A 19,366-nucleotide genomic window follows, 5' to 3' on the forward strand; every position below is an offset into this window, starting at 1 on the left:
CCCGAAGATTGTACTGCGAGCCAATTATTATATTGTTGCGCTACATTCTAATAAGCGAATTGCGGCAAAGGCTCGCGTGGGCGCAAAAGTAAACCGGCCAGAAGCTTCAGAGCTTGGCGAAAACGTTCGATTTCGCGAATGCTTCCCACCGAAATGCGCACTGCATTTGTTGCGGTAGCCTTGGGAGAAAGGAATGGGCTTTCAGGGGACACCGCAACATTTAGTTCGCGGGCATGGGCGACAAAACTGTTGGAATCCCAATCTGGAGGGAGCTGCAACCAAAGATGCAAACTGGCCGGATGGCCCGTCCATTTAAAACCAGCAAGCTCTTGCGTTGCTATATGATACCGCTTGGCAATTTCCGCGCGCTGCCAATCCGCCAGCGCTTGTGCTGTGCCATCTTCCACCCAGCGTGAGGCAAGTTCGCAGATCAGCGGCGTTGCCATCCAACCAAATACAATCAGTCTCGCTGTCAATGCAGGAAGCAAATGGTCCGGAGCAACGGCATAACCCGCACGCAACCCGCTGACCGTGCATTTGGTGAACGTTGTCAGGTAGACCGACAGTTCTGATGCGAACATCGAAACAGGCGGCTGGCGATCCGCTGCGACCGGACCAAACGCATCGTTTTCAATAATATGCAGCCTATGTTTGCGGGCGATTGCAGCAATTTGGCGCCGACGTTCCTCTGGCATCATATGTACATTAGGGTTGGCAAGAGATGGCAATAAATACAATGCTTTAGGGGACTTATCAACGCACGCTTTTTCCAATGCATCGGGCAGGATTCCGTGCTCATCAGTTTCAAGGCCAACATGTCGGTATCCGAAATATGCGACACTCGAAACCAAGAGGTGATGCGTGACCATATCTGACAGAATGACGTCGCCAGGACGCAATATCGCAGACATTGCTGCCGACATTCCATGCGTTACCCCGTTCGTCATGAGGACTGAATCTGCATTTGTCTCAAGGCCGCAATGTGAAAGCCATTTGACTCCCGTTTTTCGGTGAGTTTCGTGGCCTACATTCGGGCGTGTAGAAAGATATATGGCCGGGTCGAGCCCGGCATGCAAAGTCCTCAGCGTTGATTGCATCGCCTCAACATGCAGGCCATTAAACAAGGGGCGCGAAATCGACATGTCGAACAAGTTTCGAGGTTCTGACTCCAACTTGAATGGCTGTCCGTCGGTTTTGTCAGTGTCGACAACATAGCTGCCACGCCCAATCTGACCATCGATCAGGTTTTGGCGACGCAGAATGTCGTAAGCTTTGCTGACGGTATTAACGCTCAACCTCAGGTCATCGGCCAGTTTCCGGTGTGTTGGTAATTTCTGTCCCGGTGACAAACTGCCGTCTTCGATCGCGCCTGCAATCATCGTGGCAAGGCTCGTATGCAGCGGTGAACTCAGCGTATCTCGGGATGGTTTCCAATTTGTCATGCGACAATAGTAACCAATTCGAATTCGCGGACAAGCAGATCAATCACAAAGAGCTTCACAGGGGTCGGAATTACAGCTTTTTGTATGTGTCTCCCTTGAAAAGAAAGAAATTGCTGTGACCGTGGATCTATCACTTGGTTTTCCTGCACATCTCAACACGCCAGTATGCGCGGATTGTCCGGGACTGGATGAAGCCCATTGGCTTCGAGGCCAGCGCCTACGGAACTCCTTCAATGCGCCGAACCAAAGTCACGCAGTTCTACAAGAAAAGACAGGAAATCTTCGGGCGATTCAGCTGCTCTTGGGTCATGCAAAGATGGTAAGCACGGCTCGGCATCTAAGCGTCGAGCTTGAAGACGCCTTTGCCATCGCAGCAGCAATCGAGATCAAGAGCTTGTAGACCAATTTTGAACCGGCCATCTGCTACTGCGCATCTCATCGAACCTGCTGTTCGTTGCTTGCGCAAATTCTAACCCACCCCCAACTCGCAAGTTGAGGGATTTTTGCTCCGCGTCGCATAGAGAACAGACACGCGTTTAGCGACGTTTCTACAAGATGAGATGTCCTCGGCTGATTCCATACCTCAATCTACGGATCGCATCCTTGCAGGAGTTGCACTGATGCTTGGATTTTGCCTCACCGCTCCTTTGCTGGACGTAGCTGCAAAACTCGCGTCGGCTAGCGTACCAGTTGGGCAGATTACGGCTGCTCGCTTTGTAGTGCAGTGCGTGTTGATGGCCCCGTTCGTCTGGATAATGGGGCTGTCGTTGCATGTAGCGCGAGGCAAATTGATCGTACTCGCATTCCGCTCATTACTTTTGCTGTTCGCAACTTTTTGCTTCATTGCTGCCATCCGTGTGATGCCACTCGCCGATGCGTTGGCAATCGTGTTTGTGGCCCCGTTCATTGTCTTGTTGGTTGGTAAGTTTTACCTTGGTGAAGACGTAGGTCCGCGTCGTGTCGGGGCAGCTCTTGTCGGGTTTGTTGGGGTAATGTTCGTCATCCAGCCCAGTTTCGCGGCCTTCGGCGCGGTTGCAATAATTCCGCTTGGTACGGCAGTTGCTTTCGCTTTCTACATTCTTGTGACGCGAGGATTGTCGCGTCGGATGCATCCCGTGGTTCTGCAATTCCACACTGGCCTGATTGCCAGCCTGTTTTCCATTCCAATCTTAATATTTGCGCAAGGCTCTGGTTCGGAGCTGTTCGATCCTGTTTGGCCGACAGACATCGCTTTGTTGTGGCTTTTGGGAGCTGGTTTTTTTGCAACGGTGAGCCACATGATGATGACCTATGCGCTTTCGTTCGCACCTTCGGCCACATTGGCGCCTTTGCAGTACTTTGAGCTGCCTGTTGCGACCCTGTTCGGCTATCTTGTCTTCAATGACTTCCCGAACACGCTTAGCCTACTTGGTATTACAATCATCATCAGTGCAGGGCTGTACATGATTCATCGCGAAAGAGTCGTAGCCAGACAATTGGTCACAGAACGTGCAGCACCCCCAATCTAAAACTACTCTCTCTCGCGGCCCATTTCAGACATTTGAGCAAAGCAGAATTTGGGATCACCGCTTCCGCCGAGCTAGCCCCCGGTACATTGCACAACATCGAACGGCTACGGCCCTTCGCAAACCAGCGGGAAGGCACCGATTTCCGGAATCGTGAGCGTGCCTACAGTGACGGATTTGTCTCCTTCGACAGCGGTTATCAATCGAACCGAGGCAACGATCTGACTGTATTCGGGATCGGCAAAGTCGATTACAGTACGCATATCGACATCGGCCCCCTGTGCCACGATGATTGGTATCGCACCATCGACTTCAGTAAGGCTCCAGTGTTTGCCGTCTGTGTGAATGGTCGCGCTTACAACTGCGAGACCAGGGACAGTTCCCAATCCGACATCAAATACAGCGCCTGATCCATCAGGGGCCTCGCAATACAGCCCGACAGTTGCGAATGCCGAGGTTGCCGAGAGGAGAGCTAAGAGCGTCAGTGCAGTAGTTCTGATCATGAACTTTCCTTTTCGTTCGCAATCCGGTCAAAATATATCTTTGGTTCAAAGTTCTCAATAAGCGCGTCTGAACGCAGATCAAAGAAGCAGAAACACCGGCACCCTCAAACCACTACGTTGCCCCAAATTAATGGCACCGCACGGCTGGAACTTGGCTGGTTCCAGTGAGATTCTGCGCGTCGGAGCGGACATCCAACTTCAGCGCAGCAGCGAAAGCAAAGATTTGCATCATCCATTTCTCTGGATGTCGACATTGTCAAAAATGTGGACAACGCTCCGCCCGGCTTTCTAGGTGAAGTTGGACACGACCTCACACACACGTTAGCCTTAAATTCAGAGCGGTACGACAAACGTTAAGGAGACCGTTTTGCGTTTATTTATGTGGATCGCCGCCACACTGCTATGCGGTTCGCTCGCCACTGCCGAGGAACGGCTGGCGATGGTTATTGGGATCGACAGCTATGAAAATATTAACGACCTGCAAAAGGCAGGCAATGACGCTCGAGCCGTCTCTGCCACGCTGAGCGAACTCGGATTTGTGGTCACCGAACTGATCGACCCCGAGCGGCTGGACCTGCGGCGCGGCCTTGTAGATTTCTCTCGCCAGATCAGTCCTGGCGACGAGGTCGTGTTCTACTTTGCAGGACACGGCATCGAAGTAGGAGGTCGCAATTACCTGCTGCCCACCGACGTACCCCAAGTGCGTCCGGGCGAAGAAGATTTTGTGACCGGCGAAAGCATCGCTGCTGACCAGATCCTTGATGTAATCCAGTCCCGCGGTGCGCGCGTGGCACTGGTGATACTAGATGCCTGCCGCGACAACCCATTCCCTACCCAAGGTACCCGGTCCGTGGGCCGCTCGAGCGGGCTATCGCGAATGGAGCCGGCCGAAGGGGCCTTCGTCCTCTTTTCCGCCGGTACAGGCCAGACTGCGCTGGACCGACTGTCGGACAATGACCCAAACCCCAACTCGGTCTTCACTCGCTCCCTGCTGGAGCGGATGACCACACCCGGCCTACCTTTGAACGAGCTAGTGCGCCTTGTGCGGACCGACGTGCGTCAACTGGCTGCCAGTGTGAACCACAACCAGTTCCCAGCTTACTACGACCAGCTACAGGGCACATTTACCTTTGAGCGCGGCGGCCCCGCCCCGCTCCCAGTAGCGGTTCCAACGCCCCAACCCTCTGCCCCTCAGATCAGCCCATGCGACGCGGCACGCGCTGACTGGGAGGTGCTACAAACCACGTCCAGCACCTCCGCGCTGGAGGCGTTCATGACCATGCACGCGGGCTGCCCCATCTATGCCGCCGCTGCTCAGGATCGGATCGACACGCTCAGTGCCGCTACCCAACCCGCCGAAAGGGCCGTGGCACCAGTGCCTTCGCCGCCCAGCACCTGCGAACAGCTTTGGTACTCGCGCAACCTCATCTTTCATAACAACGGCTTCTGCTTTCAGTCCACACGTGCGCGGGCTGCCTTTGACACAAGCCAATGCACCACTCGAAACCCGCGCCTGACAGCAGCCGAACAAGGCGAGGTGCAGCGTCTGCAAGCGCTCGAAAGGGCCAATGGATGCTAATATCGCGGCTAGTCGCTGTCTCTCTTGCGCTTGGACTCTTGCCGAGTTTTGCGCGTGCAGATGGCTGCGTCCCCCGCGATTTTCTGGCGATGCCATTACCGCAGGGTCGGTCCGCAATCGCCACAGCACTTGAGACCGCATATCCCGGCCTGACCGTCGACGAAGCAGCGAAAACGCTAACAACGGGCGGCCAGACGTTGCCACTTGGCGCGGCCCATAACGGTCCACCGAAGGAACGGCTGGCGGAAGCCTCCATCATCGACCAGTTCGCGCAGATTTATCCGTTGGCCTTTGACCTCGCGGCGCGTGACACACCCTGGTTCGACCCAGGCCGCGCCCGCAACGACGCCTTCTTCCGCGCACTTTATGGGCAAACAGAAACTCAGGTTGCAGCCCGGCTCTGGCGCGCAGAATACCAGGGGCCGAAGCGCCGCGCCCGTTTTGCCTTGAACAGCCACCACTGCGCTGCACATCAATTACAAGCTGCGTTCGATGCGATGGCTGCCAGTGGTGAGGATTTTGACCCATATTTCACCCAAGTCGGCGGAAGCTTTAACTGGCGCCGTATCGCTGGCACGCCACGGCTAAGCGCGCACAGTTTTGGTATCGCGGTCGACTTCAACACGCAGCTTGGCGGCTATTGGCGCTGGTCAGGCGCTCCTGAAGGCAACGCCGGGGCCTACGAAAATCAATACCCAGTTGCGCTCGTTCAGCAAATGGAACGCTTTGGGTTTATCTGGGGAGGCAAATGGCACCACTTCGATGGAATGCACTTTGAGTACCGACCCGAACTCATCTTATACGCACGCCTCAAAACGGGTTCACAAAACAACTGAGTCGCGCTTATCCTTGTCTGTCAAGACTCCTGGGTGGACACACACAATGAAGAACCTGACATCAGCGGCCTCCATTTGCATCGCGTGTGCCCTCGTCGCACCGCCGGTTTTTGCGGATTGCGGGTTTTGCGCCGAAAAGGTCACTTTGAACGAACTGCTCGCGAAATGCTATCTCAAGCGGCTGAACGACGAACGCTTGGCGGCATCACAGAACAACTCAGAGGTGCACCTTGTTGATTTGTCCGCATGTGGTTTAGATCGCAGTGCGACTGCGCTTCCGGACGTGCAAACCGATGGAGGGGGGCCGGTGCAGCTGGACCAGGCGTTTCTAATACCCGAACCGGCGCTTGATTGTCTTGCGCGCGAGGTCGAAACCGCGCAATTCGAAAAGGACAAAACACTGACATTTGAGGTCCGCGTTGACTGCTCCAACTGACAAACGGTCGATTAGGCGTACGCGTTCCAATGATCTGGACCCGGGCGCAGCCGAACTTTCCGGTGTTCTTGAATCTGTACAGGCGGACGAGGATGTCGAACCAGGAGACGACGGCCCGCTTGGCCGCCGAATTGCCACCGCCGACACGGCCCCCGCGCCTAAAACCGCATGGGAACGAATTGAGAGCACCTTTCGCCTTTTGTCACTGATCGCTATTGCCGCCTCGGCCGGGGTCTCGGCGTTGAACTTCTATCAGGGCTACCTCGACACAAAAAAGGAGCGCTCCATCGAGTTGATGTCGGACTGGCAGAAAACCGGTGCACGCGAAACATACACCCAACTAGGCAACGTTCTGATCCCCGCAATCAAAGCTGCGGGCGAAGTACCCGCGGACTTGCCCGAGCGAGCACGGCAACTGGCCCGTAAGCAGATCGGTGCGAACCTATTGGAAAATCTCAAAACAGGCGATGCAGATACACTCAAAGAAATCGAAGCGCAGATCGACACAGTAGTTGTGTTTTTCAGCGAGGTTGAATTTTGTTTACGTGCCGACCTTTGCAATACTCCTTTGCTCAAAGACTATTTTGGAACAGAAGTGACCTTATTTTGGGACTATTTTCAGGCCTACGCCTTTGAACAACGCGCCGGTCTATACCCAACCTACGGGGACGCGGTAGAAGCGCTGGCAATCAGCTTTGCAAGCCCATGAACGACGTCACGAAACGGCGCATATACTGAGGACCAACTTTTCCCAATAAAGATAAGGTCGGCCCAAAAGAGACATTCCCCACCCGCGCGCGATGCTACGTTCGCAACCAGCGCTGCCCACCCCAGCCAGACACCGCAGCGCGTCAGACATGAGTTTCGCCAGAATATCGCCGGTAGCTGGCCAGACCGATGCTCTCGCCAGCAAGGGCAGTTACAACATCTGGATCAATACACAAACTCACGCGTCGATGAGAAGGTCTTGGGAAACCATATTTCCGACTTGGAGTATTTGCTGCGAGAGTGGCGAGAAGACCTCGACTATTCGACGGATTGAAATGCAGCAAATCGAACAAAGGCCAATGCACAATGCAAATACGATGTGACTAACCTTCCAGAAGATTGATGCGACCACTGAATCCCAGAGTAAGTTCCTCTACTATCCGATCGTCGGCGTTGACACTGTTGCGACCTGTGTTGCCGTTTGGCCGCTAATCAGTTGCTAGGCCCGACTGATAGAAATCAAAATAGACCCGGACTCTCTGCATTTGATGAGAATCGCGCGCCGGACAAGAGCGGGGAATGCCCCATTACGAAAATCAGCGTTGTAATTTCCTTTAGAACGGCGTGGCGCATAATGAAGCTGCAGGCGTTGTCTTGTGTGTTCCGCTGCATTAGCGTCCGGAATCATGGTCATCCGACGATACACATTTGCGCTATTGACGAGTCTTCTGGTCATTCTGGCCGGATTTGGTGGCGAGTCTCATGCCTGCGTCGGGCTTCACTGCGGGGACCATATGCAATCGGCGGAACACTCCGCCGCGGTGAAAAGCATCCCTGAAATCTCGGCCCAAAGCAGCCATCACGACACGGATAATGCCGATACCGGAGAGTGTAACCCCTTGCTTTGCCAAGCCGTCGTACTGATCTCGCAGAACAGCCAAGTCGTGTGGAATCAATATCAGCTTGACCGAGAGTTCCAGATTGGATCCCAATCCAAGTTGACTGAACCAGATAGCCCCTACAGACCCCCTGACCTTTGAATCTGCCAAGATCCGCGCGCGCCTAAGTGACCGGCCCTTGCGGCTGTTTGCGATGTGCCGCAGCACTTCCAGCTTCTACAAAGTCAGGTTCAACCCATGAAGAAAAGTCACTTGTTAATCGGCGCTTGCGTCGTCTCGGCTGTTGCCGCTTTCATAGTTTTTCGTTCAGACCCAATCGAAGAAGCCAGCCCCCAGGCGACAGTTTCAAGAGACGGCCCTGTCGCAATTCAGATGCCACCTATTGAGGGCAAAGCAGCAATCGGCCAGCGGGTCTTTGATGCCTCCTGTGCCACTTGCCACGGTGTCAATGCGGTCGGAATTGACGGCGCAGGACCGCCACTGATCCACAAGATATACGAACCTAGTCACCACGCTGATGAAGCGTTTCAGAGGGCGGTTTCACAGGGTGTAAGAAGTCACCATTGGCAGTTTGGAGACATGCCACCCGTCGACGGCTTGACGCGAGGTGACGTCGCTATGGTGATCGCCTACATTCGTGAAATACAGCGCGCCAACGGAATAAATTGAGGATAGCCCCATGAAGAAGATTGTAATGCTTATACTCTTGGCTGCGCTCCCCAATTTTGCGCTGGCGCATTCCAAGGTCACAGAAACAACACCTGCAGACGGAACCACAGTAACGACTGTGCCTGCTGAAGTTGGCCTCAATTTCTCGAAAGACATCCGGCTGACCCGGATAGAGATGGCACACGAAGAACACGGGGCAGTACGACTGGATTTGGGCGACCAGGCAAGATTTGCTCAGAAGTTCAAAATTCCACTGCCAGGCAATGGCGCGGGCACCTATGTCATCGAGTGGCGCGGTTTAGGTGAGGACGGTCATGCGATGCAGGGCGCGTTTACCTTTACTGTGGAATGAGCATGCCAGACATCTGGGGAATTGCTGCAATCCTCGCAAAGCTAGCACTCTATATCGGCTTTGCGGGGGCCACTGGCCTTGTGGTCGTTAAGTGTCTCTATTCCAGCTTGGTCACACCGATAAGCCTGGCGATGAAACGCCAATCCATGGCCTTGGCATGGCTTGCTCTCATTGCAACGGCACTGGGATTCATGCTTCGTGGAGCCCTCTTGACGGGCGGAGCGGATGGGCTGGTCGACCCCGAAATGCTTGGATTACTCTGGCAGACATCCGTAGGCGATGTATTTGTTTTTCGAGTGATGGGCGCTGCAATGATCCTTGTCGGATTGTCTGTTCCGCGCTTTGGTTTAGGGATCGCACTTGTGGGTGGCACGATGGCTCTGTGGTCCTTTGCACAGATCGGGCACCTATCGGATCTGGAGAATTTTGGTACCAAACTCTTGTTACTAGCACACCTGCTCTGTGTAGCCTTCTGGGTAGGCATCTTCAGCCCGCTGCGGAGTATGGCTCTTCAACCTGAGCAAATTGCAGACGCCGCTGCACTTGGGCATAGGTTTGGCCAAGCTGCGACACTGATGGTACCCGCATTGATTGCCGCAGGTTTCTGGATGGCTTGGTTGCTTGTTGGTGATCTCCGAGCGCTCATCTCCACTGGTTATGGGCAGGCCCTGTTGCTCAAAGTACTATTTGTAGGGCTGCTATTGATCCTAGCCGCCGCGAACAAGCTTCGATTTGTTCCGGCAATGCTGGACGGAGATACCAAGGCAGCGCAGCACCTCGCCCGATCCATCGAAGTTGAGGCGCTGATCGTTCTGGCGGTGCTGACAACTACGGCGACACTAACAACCGTTCTGACGCTTCCGAATTGAGGTGGGTGGAGATGACCAGGCACTTATTTATATTGGTCCTATGCAGCATTTATTCCAGCGTTGCCGCGGATCATACGTTGACAGACAGAGACGTGGCGAATGGACAGAGGCTCTACGTAGATCAATGCGCCGCGTGCCACGGCGTTAACCTGGAAGGCCAACCCAACTGGCAAACACCGGGTGAAGACGGTGTGATGCCTGCGCCACCACATGACGTGACCGGGCACACATGGCACCATGATAGCCTGCTTTTGTTTGACTACACCAAATTCGGCGGTGCAAAGACACTGGCCGCACGCGGCGTCAAGAATTTCAACGGTGGCATGCCGGGTTTCGACGGCACTTTGACTGATGACGGCATATGGGATGTTCTAGCTTATATCCGTTCCACATGGCCGAAAGATATTCAGCAGGTACAAGCCAGTCGCAACCTCGCACACGACTAGAGGCAGGCCAACACGAATGTCACAGATATCATCCGAGTGGGATGCCTGAACGTTGGCAAATCGCAATGCTCAGTAGGAACTATTTTCCCGAGCTCGAAATCCCAAAAGCCTTTCGATATTTGGGAATGAAAATATCTTTCCCCTTTATCTTGCGTGTGATCCAGTCACCCACTGTCACAAAAAGCCAGCTGCTGCCGATGACCGGCCCAAGGGGCACCAGAATGGGTGCTTTTTTCCAGGGCGCGTAGGGTTTCTGACTTTCGACGGGTGCGCCCTCGATTACTTTCTTAAGCGTTTTGATCAGCCACGGATTCTGCCGTGCCGTTGCTACGATTGTCATTCCGTCGCCAATGTCGGCAATGTCACCGCCGACGAAGACATTCGGATAGCTTGACGGTCGCAACCATTTGTCGGTTTTGACCCTACCCAATGCATCAGTCGACACGCCCGGAAGGCTTTGAACCAAAGACGATTGGGGTTTCGATCCAACCACCGGAAATATAAGATCTGCCGCAATCACCCTACCGTCGGTCAAGCTCACGGATCCTTCGTAGGGCCGATCCAAATGGCGTAAATCCTGCGCCCTCTGGCCGAGAATGACAGTGACGCCCAGCCGTTCCAATTTACCTTTGAGCTGCGCGCCTAGCTTGGCCGGGTATTTGGGAAACAAGGTATCATCCGACGAAACCAGGGTGATGGATTTACCCGGATGTGCCGAGGCGGTTTCGCCCGCAAGCTCTGTCCCGACAGCGCCTGCCCCTACGATCACAACTGAATTCGCCTTGGCCAGTTGCGCGCTGACGTCTTTGCTCGCTTGCTGAAAATCCGCAATGCTGCCACCCGACGGCTTGAACGGCGCTGCATAGGATGATCCGGTGGCGATCAGGATATAGTCCGCCGGAAAGACAGCTCCAGATTCTAAAGTGACCTCGGTTTCAGAAACCGAAACGGCGCGCCCGCGCACGACCTTACCCGATTGCAGCAGATTGTCGTATGGCAGGATGATCTGGTCCAGCAAGGCGGGTTCAACCAGCGCGCGGATCGCTGCAGGCGGATGCACGAACGCTTCGCGTTGCTCGATCAGGGTGACGTCCGCGCAAGCGTCCAGTTCCCGGGCAACTTCAAACCCGACATAGCCCCCGCCAATGATCACAATTTTCTTCTTCGCCATTGGGTCCCCCCGTTGCGGCATAACGTTCTGACCCCTATCTAAAATTGCACGTTCACACGAACAAGTACGGTCATCTAGGATACTGCCTTGAAACATGATGAGTTAGAGGATCATTGTCAGATCGAAGCATTGATCTCGGCAATCTCAGGTCGATGGAAGCTGTTGATCATCTACTGGCTTTCGCAGGGGGACTGCCGGTTCAACCAGCTTCAGCGAAACCTCGGACGCATCACGCATCGAACGTTGACGCGCCAGCTGACCGAGTTGCAGACGACGGGCTTTGTCTCTCGCAAAGACTTCAAGACCATACCGCCGCATGTCGAATACAGCCTCACACCTCTGGGTCAAAGCCTGCTTCCACTGCTGTATGAGATGCATCAATGGGCGGCGCAGAATGCGGACAAGTTACCGGAACCGAAAGATCTTTCGAAACAACTAGGGCGATGACCTAGCCCATTGAACAGGGCCAGGCATCTGAAGGGGCAAGACCAAGATCTAAGTCAAAGCCCGACCAATATCTCTGGCAACCATGTCGCCACTTCGGGGATCAGGATGATGACCACAAGAACCAGCATTTGCGCCCCTACAAAGGGCAACACGCCGCGATACATCTGCCCATAGCTCATGTCACGCGGAGCAATTGATCGAAGATAGAAAATCGACGGTGCCATTGGCGGTGTCAGATACGAAGTCTGAATCACCACTAGAACCATCATGGCAAACCAGATCGGATCAATTCCGGCGGATTTCACGATCGGGGCAAAGATCGGAATGAAAATCAGAACGATCGACACCCAGTCCAGTACAAAGCCCGCGAAAAAGACCACCAACAAAAAGAATGCGATGATACCGGCATTGCCATACCCGATCCCGGCAACGGTAGCGCGCACCAGCTGTCCGCCACCGGTGACCGCAAAGATGCTGGTGAACATCGTGCCTCCGGCCACGATCAACATGATCATAGCGGTGATGCGCAGGGTCACATTCAGTGCCTCGGACATCAGTTTCAGGTTTAGTTCCCGAAACATCAAAGCCAACAGGATCGTACCGGCGGCCCCGACTGCGGCAGCTTCGGTGGCCGAGGCAACACCGGCCAGAAGCGAGCCCAGCACCAGGACAATCAATGCCAGCGGGGGCAACAATGCCGTCAACGTCACCTTCATCTTACGACCGGTTGGCATCGCGCGCTCTGCCTGTGGCAACGGAGGAGCGTCAGCAGGTCGGACCATGCTGCGCACCAAAATATAAAGCACGAAGAACACCACCATCAGCAAGCCGGGCAGGATAGATGCGGCAAACAGCTTGCCAATCGACAGCTGCGCAATCGACGCATAGACGACCACAATGACCGAGGGTGGAATTATTGTCCCCAGTGAGCCCCCTGCACAGATTGTTCCCGCGATGAGGTCATTACGATAACCCGCTTTGGTCATGGCTGGGATGGCCATCAACCCCACAACTATCTCGACCGCGCCTACAACGCCGGATGCGGCGGCGAAAACCGCGCACATTGCAATCGTCGACAGCGCCAATCCACCGGGCAAGCCGCCCAGCCACAACTGCAGTGCAAAGAACAGGCGTTTCGCGATCCCCGAACGCTCAAGTATCGCCCCCATGAAAATGAACAGAGGGATTGCTGCCAGTACGAAATTCGAAGCCGTATGAAGCAGCGGACCATAAAGCTGCAAAAAGATCAGCTCACCGAACACCATGTAGCCAAAGGCGACGGAGATGATGATGAGCGAAAAGGCCACCGGCACTCCAGCAAAGACCAGCACAAAAAGGGCTGCAAACATCAGTAATGGTGTCATTGGTTTTCTTCCATGCCGTCCAGTTCGCCCGGTGCCTCACCAGGGTTCTTGCGCCCCGAAAGCAACTTGATCGCCTCAGCCAGGAATTGCAGCGCCAAGGCCGCCAGACCAACGGCGATGACCGTGTAAAACGGCCAGACAACCGGCGCCCAGGGGCTGACGCTTTCGACCTCTCCGGTGATCAGTGCTTTCCAGGCCTTTTTGCTTGCAACCCAGGCAAAGATGGTCGTGATCGGTGTCATGACCAACAGAAAGACAGCACCATTCAACAGCTGCTGCGCCCGCATCGGCATACGCTGAGACAGAAAGTCGATCCTGACATGCACGTCACAGCGCAGGGCATAAGCCGCCCCAAGCAGAAAAACCGAACCGTTCAGCATGTACGAGATATCAAACGCCCAAAGCGTCGGCGCACCAAACGCATAGCGAGCAACAACCTCGTACAGCATTGCCACGATCAGGGCAAAAATTACGCATCGACCCAGCAGGGCCAGCGCCCCAGCAATCGCGTCGATGACTCTGAGAATAGTGGTCATGTATGTCCCCGGAAACGGATGACCGGCACGAGTATCCGGTCATCCAACCAATGTCAGGGCAGAGCCTATTCGGCGCTGTCGCGAACCAAATAACCCGAATTCTCGGCCCAGTTCGCTTGATAGGCGAGGTAGCTGTCCAGAACCTCTTGCATCCGGGCGCTTCCGTCTTCGGCTTTTTTGGCAGCCTGGTTACGGGCCCAATCGCGCCCGGCGGCACGGATCTTTTCGGATTCCGCTGGTACCATGTTGATGATTTCAACTTTGGTGTCGCGGAAGGCAGCCATGGCCTGAATGTCCGCGTGACCGAAATGTGTGAAGCTTTCGTATGTTGTCAGCTTGGCCGCTGCGGTAACCTGAAGCTTGATATCCTCGGGCAGAGCATCCCAGGTTTCCTGTTTGACGAAGACTTCCCACAGAAAGGACGGCTGATGCACGCCGGGCATGATCATATAGGGCGCAACCTCGTGGAAACCTTCAGAGATATTGCCTCCTGGTGTCGACCATTCGACCGCGTCCACACCCTTACGCTGCAGCAAAGTGTAGATTTCATTTCCCGGGACAACCGTCGGAACGCCGCCAAAGCTTTCCTGTAGAACAGCGGCCCATGCGCCCGAGGTCCGGTATTTGACGCCCTTCAGATCGCTGGTTGTTTCGATCTTGACGTTCGAATGCGCCATCACTTCGGACGTACCGACCCCAACGACCAGCGTGTGCAGACCCATTTCTTCGCGGCGGAAATCCTGCAGCATCTGCTCACCGCCGCCTTCATAGATCCAGTGCAGGGTCGCCTCGCCGGACATGCCACCGGGGAAGCTGGCGAAAACGGCATTGGTCGGGTCCTGGTTTACCAGATAAGACGGCGTGGAATGACCAGCTTCGACGATGCCGTCCTGAACTACTTCATACGCCTTGAAGGCCGGGGCCAGAACGCCCGCGCCAAAAGGTTGGACATGCATGCGCCCCGCGGTCAGTGTGTCTACATTGGCCGCAAATCGTTCCATGAAGTTCTGGTAAAAGAATGAACCTTCACCAATCGCTGCGGTCATCTTCCATTCAATTTCTGCGGCGCTTGCGGGCATTGCAAGCGTGGCTGTTACCGCCAGGGCGGCAAAGTTCGAGAAGAGTTTCATCTTGTCCTCCTGTTATGGGCCAAAGCCCGATTTTGCACGTCGAATGACGCGGAATTTCCGGTGATCTGCTTCTATGGCAGAGTGTTGCGGATGATACGGAACAGCCGATCTGGGTGTCCCTGCCCGGCCCCGTTCACCGGGGCCAAAGCCTTTGATATGGCCGAGGCAATTTCTAGCCTCAGCCCTGTGGTTCACCGCTTATTGCGTCGAGCCTTCCAGATCTTCGGGGCTGAGTGCGGCGGGCATGTTCTGATATGCTACGGGTCGCAGCCAACGGCGGATGGCCATTGTGCCGACGCTTGTCGCGCCGAAATTCGTGCTGGCAGGATAAGGCCCCCCGTGGACCATGGACCCCACCACCTCGACCCCGGTTGGGAAGCCGTTGAACAGCAACCGCCCGGCCTTGCGCTCCAGAATCGGGAAGAGTTGCTGCGCCAGCGCGGTGTCACTGTCATCCATCTGGATCGTGGCCGTAAGTTGCCCGTCCAGCTGGGCAGACAAGGCAACCATCTCTTTTTCCGAGCCGACGCGCACAATCAGCGATGCGGGCCCAAACACTTCTTCGCTGAGGCTGGGATCAGCCAGAAACGCTTCGGCATCGGTTTCGAAGAGCGCCGGTTCAGCTGAACGGCCTGCCGTGGAACCTTGATGGATCGTGCGCACGGCGGGATGTTCGGCCAAATGCGATTGGCCGGATCGAAATGCCTCGGCAATCCCATCGGTCAGCATGGTCTGTGACGGCACTGTACTCAGGGCACTCGCAGCAGCATCGATAAATTGGTCAGCATCATCGCCTGTGATGATCACGGCAACGCCCGGATTGGTGCAAAACTGCCCTGCCCCCATGGTCATTGACCCCGCCCAGGCTTTGCCGATCTCTTCACCTCTGGCGGCCATAGCGTTTGGAAGAACAAACATCGGATTGACCGAGCCCAATTCACCAAAGAACGGGATCGGGTCTGTGCGCGTTGTGCAGAGGTCAAACAGCGCCCTGCCTCCGGCCAGCCCACCGGTAAAGCCCACGGCACGGATTGCTGGATGCATTACCAATGCTTCTCCGATGCTGCGGTCCCCACCTTGCACCAATGAGAATACGCCGTCGGGCATACCGGTCGCCTTGGCCGCCGCTTGAATGGCATCAGCGACGATTTCGCCGGTGCCTGGATGGGCGGGGTGGCCTTTGACCACGACCGGGCAACCTGCGGCCAGTGCCGATGCGGTGTCACCTCCGGCAACCGAAAATGCCAAGGGGAAGTTCGAAGCGCCAAAAACAGCCACCGGGCCAACCGGGCGCTGCATCATCTTGATGTCAGGACGTGGGGCGGGTTGGCGATCCGGCATCGCCAGATCATGGCGGCGCTCTAGATACGCACCATCCTGGACGAATTCGGCAAACATGCGCAACTGACCAACCGTGCGTCCCCGCTCGCCCTGAAGACGCATCTCAGGCAGACCGGTTTCTGCACTGCCAATGCTGGTGATGGCCTCGGCACGGGCCTCGATCTCATCCGCGATAGCATTCAGGAATCTGGCCCGATCCCCTCGGCTGCGATTGGCGTAATCTCCAAAGGCGGCCTCGGCCAGGGTACAGGCCTGATCAACCAACTCAGGCGTTCCCGCAGCAAAGTTGCTCCCCTCACCCGAGACGGGGCTGGAGGCAAAGCTTTCATCAGCTCCAACCCACTGACCGCCAATCAAGTGCTGACCGCGAAAAACATATCCATTATTCAACGACATACCCAATCCTCACGCTGCATTTTGCGCCGAAGAACCGGCCTGACTGCTCCAGTTCTCGTACCAGGTACGGAACAGTCTGAACTGTTGTTCAACATAGCCGCGCTGGCTGTCAGTAAGGGCATCTGTTTCGTTGAAATGATGCGTGTATTCGGGATGACCCGTCATAACCATTAAGTGTTTGTAGTAGAGCACAAGATCGGTGCCTTCGTCGAAGGACGACAAAACGCCCAAAGCCGCCTCAAGCTCCAACGCTCGGGCACGCGCGTTGGCATCGCCCTTGGCCGCCGCCTGACACAAATCCACCAGATGCAGAATCTCATCGGGCAGCACATTCCCGATCCCAGTGATGGCGCCGGTAGCGCCACAATTCACGATCCCGTGGAACACCGCGGTATCCACGCCGACCATCAGGGAAACATTGCCATCACCGCTGGTGATGTTTTCGGACGCATAGCGCAGATCTTCGGCGCCGCCGAATTCCTTGTATCCGATCAGGTTCGGGTGATCCTTGCGCAGATCAAAGAACAGGTCCGCACGGGTGGTAAATCCGTAATAAGGGCTGTTGTAGATCACTGCGGGAAGATCCGGTGCCGCGGCCAGAATGCCTTTGAAGTGGTGCCGCTGCGCAGTCATGGACGCGCCGCGTGACAGTACACGGGGAATGACCATCAAGCCGCTGGCGCCCACTTTCTGCGCGTGTGCGGCATGCTGGATTGCCAAGGCCGAATTGATCGCGCCTGTTCCCACGATCACCGGGATACCAGCCCCGACCAACGCCTCGACGCCCTGCATACGCTGCGCATCGGTCAAAAGGGGCCAATCACCCATCGAGCCACAATAGACAACCGCGGACATGCCCGTCTCGATCAGCTCATGACCTTTACGCACAAGCGCCTCAAAGTCAGGACTGCGATCCGCGCGACAGGGCGTCATCAGGGCCGGGATGCATCCGGAAAAGACATTCGGGTTCACGATTTGGGTCTCCGTATTTTATTGCCGGGCCGGGGGAATGCCCCACCGGGTTAGGGATTCGTGTAATCTTGCCGTCAGTCTACTTTAAATATTTTATTTGTCGACAAATTTTCGACAAGAAGGAATAAGGCCCTAAAATACGTGAAAAACAACTGGTTTTTGGCTGGGATTAACACTCGACTTAGCACCGGTACGTGTGGCAAAATTGATGTGCGAACGCAGATGGACCGCGATCCAGCGGCTAAGGAATGCTCTGACATGGAAAAACGAAAGCCGGTCGAAGCCGGCCGCAAACGTGGATCAGGCGTTCAGTTCGTCTATGAAACCCTGCGGGACGAAATCATCGACCTCGCCCTTGCGCCCGGCAGCGCCATAGACGAGGCCAAGCTGAGCGAGCGGTTCTCGATGTCGCGCACCCCGATCCGCGAAGCCCTTGTCAGGCTGACATCGGAAGGGTTGGTGGCGACACTGCCGAACCGCGCGAGCATAGTGGCGCCCATAGACTTTTTGAATCTTCACACATTCTTTGATGCGATGACCCTGATGTATCGCGTTACAACCCGGCTGGCCGCCGAATACCGAACGGACCAGGATCTGAGCGACATTCGCATACGGCAACAGGAATTTTCGGATGCGGCTGCCAGAAATGACGTTCTGACCATGATCGCAAAAAACGCAGAGCTTCATAATGCAATCGCCAAAGCAGGGCGCAACCCATATTACGAAAGCCTGACGCGCAGATTGCTGAACGAAGGGCAACGGATCATGCGGCCCTATTATTCGTCCTTTGGGGATCGGTTACCGGATCGGTATTCCCTGGAACATGACGACATAATCGCAGCTATAGCGGCCCAGGACATCACCGAGGCCGACCGATTGGCGAGCGCCCATGCGGAACAAATCGTCCAGAACATCCGCGACATGATCTCGGCGGATCGGCGTCACTCAATCAAACTCTGATTCTGTTTCGCTAGATACTAAGCCGTTGGAAAAATTGAGGGGTTTGAAGGTTTACACCCGGATCTTCCCAAAAATATTTACCTCTGCTAAAAAAAATTTTGATATTTCCTCTGCGATCCGGTTGAATGCGCGGCAACCCACGATTCCGGGAGACAGGGAATGAACGCAGCAAACGCGCGCGACAAATCAAAGCCGAAGGGCACGCCGACCGAGCTGGGGCAGGCAATTCGCAGGCGGCGCAAGGCGATGGGCCTGACTTTGGACAAGGTCGCACAGACCTCTGATCTGACAACGGGCTTTCTGTCTCAGGTCGAGCGCGGCCTGAGCTCACCCTCGCTGACCTCGCTGATGGCGATTGCCGCGGCACTTCAAACCAGCATCGAAAAGCTGCTCAGCGTACCCGAGGTGTTCAGCGAATATGTGGCAAAGGACAACCGCCAGACATATTCCCTGGGTATGCGGGGCAGGTTTTATGAGAAGCTGGGCCCTGGTTTTGCCGGTGCATTGTTCAACCCACAGATCGTTCATCGCCCCCCGGGGCACGTTTCCGAAAAGATGCGGCATGAGGGCGAGGCGTTTTGCTATCTGATCTCGGGACGGCTTGAATATCACCTTGGTGACAAGGTTTTCATTTTGTCGCCAGGTGACGTCGTTCACCACGACACATCTACCCGTCATTTCTCGGTCGTATTGGGGGACGTAGAAGCCGTAGAGCTTTGGGTAACAACCTCTCCGATCAATGATTCCGGCTTTGTGACAAGTTAAATTGACCAACCGAACAGAGGTCAGCCTAAATACATTTGGC

The 19,366-nt window shown here is 55.4% G+C and carries 21 protein-coding genes and 1 pseudogene; 13 read left to right on the plus strand and 9 right to left on the minus strand.

All coding sequences use genetic code 11. The features are described from left to right. Positions 1-47: 47 nt before the first annotated feature. On the minus strand, positions 48-1,442 hold the full coding sequence (gene ehuR, locus AC2FJW_RS03880) for a MocR-like ectoine utilization transcription factor EhuR (protein ID WP_496749258.1): 1,395 nt from the start codon (positions 1,440-1,442) through the stop codon (positions 48-50). A gap of 143 nt (positions 1,443-1,585) precedes the next feature. Here ehuR and AC2FJW_RS03885 point away from each other — a divergent pair. Both AC2FJW_RS03885 and AC2FJW_RS03890 read left to right on the plus strand, forming a co-directional pair. Beyond that, positions 1,586-1,842, plus strand: a pseudogene (locus tag AC2FJW_RS03885) (site-specific integrase); the annotation flags it as partial. A gap of 160 nt (positions 1,843-2,002) precedes the next feature. After that, positions 2,003-2,950 carry a DMT family transporter gene (locus AC2FJW_RS03890; protein WP_496749259.1) on the plus strand — a complete coding sequence of 316 codons (948 nt, stop codon included), beginning with the start codon at positions 2,003-2,005 and terminating at the stop codon, positions 2,948-2,950. Between the two features lie 104 nt (positions 2,951-3,054). Here the strand turns inward: AC2FJW_RS03890 and AC2FJW_RS03895 are convergent, their stop codons facing one another. Next, positions 3,055-3,450: a hypothetical protein gene (locus tag AC2FJW_RS03895; RefSeq protein ID WP_496749260.1), complete on the minus strand. Its 396-nt coding sequence runs from the start codon at positions 3,448-3,450 to the stop codon at positions 3,055-3,057. Between the two features lie 367 nt (positions 3,451-3,817). Between AC2FJW_RS03895 and AC2FJW_RS03900 the strand changes: the two genes are divergently transcribed. The 4 genes from AC2FJW_RS03900 (at position 3,818) to AC2FJW_RS03915 (ending at position 7,010) form a co-directional block, all read left to right on the plus strand. After that, complete coding sequence (locus tag AC2FJW_RS03900) at positions 3,818-5,029, plus strand: caspase family protein (RefSeq protein WP_496749261.1); 1,212 nt, start codon at positions 3,818-3,820, stop codon at positions 5,027-5,029. 197 nt (positions 5,030-5,226) lie between these two features. Beyond that, positions 5,227-5,865, plus strand: coding sequence for a M15 family metallopeptidase (locus AC2FJW_RS03905; protein ID WP_496749262.1), 639 nt, complete (start codon positions 5,227-5,229; stop codon positions 5,863-5,865). 46 nt (positions 5,866-5,911) lie between these two features. Beyond that, on the plus strand, positions 5,912-6,301 hold the full coding sequence (locus tag AC2FJW_RS03910; protein ID WP_496693006.1) for a hypothetical protein: 390 nt from the start codon (positions 5,912-5,914) through the stop codon (positions 6,299-6,301). A gap of 241 nt (positions 6,302-6,542) precedes the next feature. Further along, a complete protein-coding gene (locus AC2FJW_RS03915; RefSeq protein WP_496749263.1) occupies positions 6,543-7,010 on the plus strand; it encodes a hypothetical protein in 468 nt (155 codons plus the stop codon). Between the two features lie 712 nt (positions 7,011-7,722). On the opposite strand, the gene AC2FJW_RS03920 is transcribed toward AC2FJW_RS03915, so the two are convergent. After that, entirely contained in the window at positions 7,723-8,058 is a 336-nt protein-coding gene (locus AC2FJW_RS03920) for a hypothetical protein (RefSeq protein ID WP_496749264.1), read from the minus strand. Between the two features lie 87 nt (positions 8,059-8,145). Between AC2FJW_RS03920 and AC2FJW_RS03925 the strand changes: the two genes are divergently transcribed. The 4 genes from AC2FJW_RS03925 to AC2FJW_RS03940 all read left to right on the plus strand — a co-directional run bounded on the left by AC2FJW_RS03925 (position 8,146) and on the right by AC2FJW_RS03940 (position 10,244). Further along, entirely contained in the window at positions 8,146-8,577 is a 432-nt protein-coding gene (locus tag AC2FJW_RS03925) for a c-type cytochrome (protein ID WP_496749265.1), read from the plus strand. A 10-nt stretch (positions 8,578-8,587) separates the two neighbouring features. Continuing rightward, positions 8,588-8,929 (plus strand): copper resistance CopC family protein, encoded by a 342-nt coding sequence (locus AC2FJW_RS03930; protein WP_496749266.1) that lies wholly within the window; start codon positions 8,588-8,590, stop codon positions 8,927-8,929. Then, entirely contained in the window at positions 8,926-9,798 is an 873-nt protein-coding gene (locus AC2FJW_RS03935) for a CopD family protein (RefSeq protein WP_496749267.1), read from the plus strand. Before AC2FJW_RS03930 ends, AC2FJW_RS03935 begins: the two co-directional genes overlap by 4 nt. Positions 9,799-9,875: 77 nt before the next feature. Then, a complete protein-coding gene (locus AC2FJW_RS03940) occupies positions 9,876-10,244 on the plus strand; it encodes a c-type cytochrome (protein WP_496749268.1) in 369 nt (122 codons plus the stop codon). 79 nt (positions 10,245-10,323) lie between these two features. On the opposite strand, the gene AC2FJW_RS03945 is transcribed toward AC2FJW_RS03940, so the two are convergent. Beyond that, entirely contained in the window at positions 10,324-11,415 is a 1,092-nt protein-coding gene (locus tag AC2FJW_RS03945; protein ID WP_496749269.1) for an NAD(P)/FAD-dependent oxidoreductase, read from the minus strand. Positions 11,416-11,502: 87 nt separating this feature from the next. On the opposite strand from AC2FJW_RS03945, the gene AC2FJW_RS03950 reads away from it, so the two are divergent. After that, a complete protein-coding gene (locus AC2FJW_RS03950) occupies positions 11,503-11,862 on the plus strand; it encodes a winged helix-turn-helix transcriptional regulator (protein ID WP_142637835.1) in 360 nt (119 codons plus the stop codon). Between the two features lie 53 nt (positions 11,863-11,915). Here the strand turns inward: AC2FJW_RS03950 and AC2FJW_RS03955 are convergent, their stop codons facing one another. The 5 genes from AC2FJW_RS03955 to AC2FJW_RS03975 form a co-directional block, all read right to left on the minus strand. Beyond that, complete coding sequence (locus AC2FJW_RS03955) at positions 11,916-13,211, minus strand: TRAP transporter large permease (RefSeq protein WP_496749270.1); 1,296 nt, start codon at positions 13,209-13,211, stop codon at positions 11,916-11,918. 11 nt (positions 13,212-13,222) lie between these two features. Then, on the minus strand, positions 13,223-13,762 hold the full coding sequence (locus tag AC2FJW_RS03960) for a TRAP transporter small permease subunit (protein ID WP_142637832.1): 540 nt from the start codon (positions 13,760-13,762) through the stop codon (positions 13,223-13,225). A 65-nt stretch (positions 13,763-13,827) separates the two neighbouring features. Further along, positions 13,828-14,892 carry a TRAP transporter substrate-binding protein DctP gene (gene dctP / locus AC2FJW_RS03965; RefSeq protein WP_496749271.1) on the minus strand — a complete coding sequence of 355 codons (1,065 nt, stop codon included), beginning with the start codon at positions 14,890-14,892 and terminating at the stop codon, positions 13,828-13,830. A 198-nt stretch (positions 14,893-15,090) separates the two neighbouring features. After that, positions 15,091-16,629, minus strand: coding sequence for an aldehyde dehydrogenase (NADP(+)) (locus AC2FJW_RS03970; protein WP_496749272.1), 1,539 nt, complete (start codon positions 16,627-16,629; stop codon positions 15,091-15,093). Between the two features lie 9 nt (positions 16,630-16,638). After that, the gene (locus AC2FJW_RS03975) at positions 16,639-17,601 is read right to left on the minus strand and encodes a dihydrodipicolinate synthase family protein (RefSeq protein ID WP_496749273.1); all 963 of its coding nucleotides are present in this window, start codon (positions 17,599-17,601) and stop codon (positions 16,639-16,641) included. Between the two features lie 258 nt (positions 17,602-17,859). Here AC2FJW_RS03975 and AC2FJW_RS03980 point away from each other — a divergent pair, with 258 nt between their 5' ends. Together AC2FJW_RS03980 and AC2FJW_RS03985 are read left to right on the plus strand one after the other, a co-directional pair. Continuing rightward, the gene (locus AC2FJW_RS03980) at positions 17,860-18,561 is read left to right on the plus strand and encodes a GntR family transcriptional regulator (RefSeq protein WP_496692997.1); all 702 of its coding nucleotides are present in this window, start codon (positions 17,860-17,862) and stop codon (positions 18,559-18,561) included. A gap of 159 nt (positions 18,562-18,720) precedes the next feature. Further along, on the plus strand, positions 18,721-19,326 hold the full coding sequence (locus tag AC2FJW_RS03985) for a helix-turn-helix domain-containing protein (RefSeq protein ID WP_496749274.1): 606 nt from the start codon (positions 18,721-18,723) through the stop codon (positions 19,324-19,326). Positions 19,327-19,366 lie beyond the last annotated feature (40 nt).

The organism is Ruegeria sp. CDSA020 (assembly GCF_059612345.1).